General features: G+C 64.8%; 4 protein-coding genes. 1 reads left to right on the forward strand and 3 read right to left on the reverse strand.

The features are described from left to right. Positions 1 to 124 precede the first annotated feature (124 nt). The 3 genes from ACYPYD_RS20130 to ACYPYD_RS20140 all read right to left on the reverse strand — a co-directional run bounded on the left by ACYPYD_RS20130 (position 125) and on the right by ACYPYD_RS20140 (position 1566). Positions 125 to 385: a hypothetical protein gene (locus ACYPYD_RS20130; RefSeq protein ID WP_008832965.1), complete on the reverse strand. Its 261-nt coding sequence runs from the start codon at positions 383 to 385 to the stop codon at positions 125 to 127. Positions 386 to 464: 79 nt separating this feature from the next. Further along, positions 465 to 875: a response regulator gene (locus tag ACYPYD_RS20135; RefSeq protein WP_459665089.1), complete on the reverse strand. Its 411-nt coding sequence runs from the start codon at positions 873 to 875 to the stop codon at positions 465 to 467. 25 nt (positions 876 to 900) lie between these two features. Beyond that, positions 901 to 1566, reverse strand: a complete 666-nt coding sequence (locus ACYPYD_RS20140) for a sigma-70 family RNA polymerase sigma factor (RefSeq protein WP_459665090.1) — start codon at positions 1564 to 1566, stop codon at positions 901 to 903. A 457-nt stretch (positions 1567 to 2023) separates the two neighbouring features. Here ACYPYD_RS20140 and ACYPYD_RS20145 point away from each other — a divergent pair, with 457 nt between their 5' ends. After that, a complete protein-coding gene (locus tag ACYPYD_RS20145; RefSeq protein WP_008832962.1) occupies positions 2024 to 2815 on the forward strand; it encodes a response regulator in 792 nt (263 codons plus the stop codon). Positions 2816 to 2907 lie beyond the last annotated feature (92 nt).

Genomic DNA, 2907 nt, shown 5'->3' on the forward strand with positions numbered 1-2907 from the left:
AGCGATGGGGAGGGGGACCGCCCGCGCAGCGGGTGGTGGAGGGGCTTGGGGAATACAAAACCCCCTCCGTCACCGACTTCGTCGGCGCCGCCTCCCCATCGCTGCGCGACAGGGAGGATAAGGGTCAGCCGGGCCTTTTTCGCCGCAGCAGATACCGCCACACGCCCACGCAGTTGATCGCGAACAGCGCCACGTTCTGCAGCCCGATCCCCTCGGCCTTGTCGTCGAGGAATCCCCAGGCCACCAGGGCGATCGAACTGGTGACGAAAATGACGAAGCCCCAGCCGGTCCATTTGCGGCCGAGGTCGAGCGATACGATAAGCGCCGCCACGGTTCCCGCAGCGGCGCCATAGTATTGCAGGCATTGCAGGACGACTTGGCTCATCCTCTCGCCTTCTTCTCAGGCCCTGTTGTGTTTGTCATCAGGCCCGGGCTCTTGCGGCCCCTCTCCTACTCGTGAAACGTCAGGTGCGCAGTTGCAGCGGCTCCAGTTCCTGTGGCCGGGCGCTGTCGGGGCATCCGGCAAGGGCATAGGAGATCGCGGCGAGGATCGCCTGTCGTGTAAAGGGTTTCTGGACGACCCCGATCGCGGTCGGCGCCGGAGTGTCGATCTGGCCGGGATTGGCGGTGACGTAGATCACCCGCACGCCGTAACGGCCGGAGAGATCGCGTGCGATAGCCGGGCCGGTGAGCCCGTCGCGCAAGTTGAGATCGACGAGCGCCACATCAGGAACATCACCCAGCATGCCTAGCGAAGCCATGTCCGGAACCGTGCCGACGACGGCATGGCCGCCATCGGCAAGGATATCTTCCAGTTGCAGCGCTACCAGGAACTCGTCCTCGACGATGAGGATTTTCCCGGAGCTGGCCACCATCGCATCCAAGGTACGTTGTCCCGGTTCAGGCAGCCACGCGCTGGGCGAGGCGAACGGTGTCGGCATTAACGTTGGCGATCTTCACCAGTTCGCCGAAGAAGGCGTCGATCGCCTCGCCGCCAAGCACGAAGTTGTGGCGGAAGTCCGGCAGCTGGCCGGATTCGATGATCTTGGAGAGCATCGCGCGGGCGCGGCAGATGCGGCTCTTAACGGTGCCGAGCGCGATACCGCAGATATCGGCGATTTCCTCGTAGGAGAGGTTGCCCGCCGCTACGAGCACGAGGGCCTCGCGATAGGTTTCGGGGATGGCGGTCAGCGCGCGCAGGACGTCCGCCAGCTCGACGGCGCTTTCCTGGCTGGCTTCGGCGCGCAGGATGCGTTCCGCGGCCAGTTCGTCGTACTCGCCATGGAAGCGGGCGCGGCGGGCCTCGGAATAGAAGTGGTTGCGCAGGATGGTGAAAGTCCATGCCTTGAAGTTGGTGCCGGCGGCATAGCGCTCACGCGCCGCCCATGCCCGCAGCATGGCTTCCTGCGCCAGATCGTCGGCGCGGTCGCGGCAGCCGCACAGACCGCGCGCGAATGCACGCAGGTGCGGCGCTACCTCTGCCAGCGCGCGGCGGAAATCACGGTCGCTGAGCGCGACCTTTTCGGGCTGGACCCCTTCGACGCCTGCTTCGACAACAGTCGACATTGCGTTACCCTCCTCTGAGAAAACCAGTCGGATAGCTAACGGCGGTGCGGCGAAAATAGTTCCCGGCAATGTCCTGAAATCGCCCATTTCGTTGCGGAAGCGAAAGAAATCAGCGCCAGACCGAAAAACTTCCCGAAAAACTTTGCCGTATTTCCGCAGGATCGGCGGAACAATCATGGCCCATAAAAATTGAGGCCCCCGTCCACTTGAGTGGGCGAGGGCCTCCGGGATCGGATCACCACCGGTTTGCGGGGGGGGTGGGGGAGCCAGTGGTGATATTGCGGGAACGTAGCGCCCCTTCGTTGGTTCCCGAAAAAGCGTCTCACCGCAAAAAATTTTCCGGTTGCCCTATACGCCCGGCGGAGTCAGACAAACGACACCGGCCTTCAGGCGCAAAGGGCGCCCATCGACGTGCAATCGGGAAGCCAACTTCCCCCATAGGCCTTGAGGAACTTGAATGTCCGTCTCTGATCAGATTGCGATCCAGCTGCCTTACCTGCGCCGCTACGCGCGCGCCCTCACCGGCTCGCAGCATTCGGGCGACGCCTATGTCCGCGCGACGCTGGAAGCGGCCCTCGCCGACCGCTCGCTGCGCGATGCCATCGCCCGCAGCCGCGCCGCGCTGTATGAGGCCTTCACGCGCATCTGGTCGACCGGCCATGTCGAGGAACCCGCGGGCGACATCGGCGGCGGGCACGAGCAGGCCGCGCAGGAGCGCCTCGCCGCCGTCGCGCCGACGCACCGCCAGGCGCTGCTGCTGACCTCGGTGGAGGAATTCACGCGCGAGGAAACCGCGACGATCCTCGGCCTCGAGGTCGAGGAAGTCGATGCGCTGGTTTCCCAGGCGATTGCCGAGATCGAAGGGGAAAGCGCAACCCGCGTCCTCATCATCGAGGACGAGCCGCTGATCTCGATGCAGCTGGAAGGTCTCGTAACGGACCTTGGCCATACCGTCGTCGGCACCGCCGCCACGCACAAGCAGGCAATCGAAATCTTCGAGAAGCACCCCGCCGGCCTCGTCCTTGCCGATATTCAGCTGGCCGATGGCAGCTCGGGCATCGATGCGGTGGAAGACCTGCTCAAGTTCGGCGAAGTGCCGGTGATCTTCATCACCGCCTACCCGGAACGCCTGCTCACCGGCGAGCGGCCGGAGCCGACCTACCTCGTGACCAAGCCGTTCCAGGAAACCACCGTGCGCGCAACGATCAGCCAGGCGCTGTTCTTCAACTCGACGCGCCCGCAGGCCTGAAGGCCCGGCGCCTCCGGGAACATCGCTCATAGACCGCCGGTAGCGCGCGCCTTCCGATGCGACGCCGTCATTCCCGCCCGGGCGGGAATGAC

The sequence above is a fragment of the Novosphingobium sp. 11B genome, from assembly GCF_054589055.1.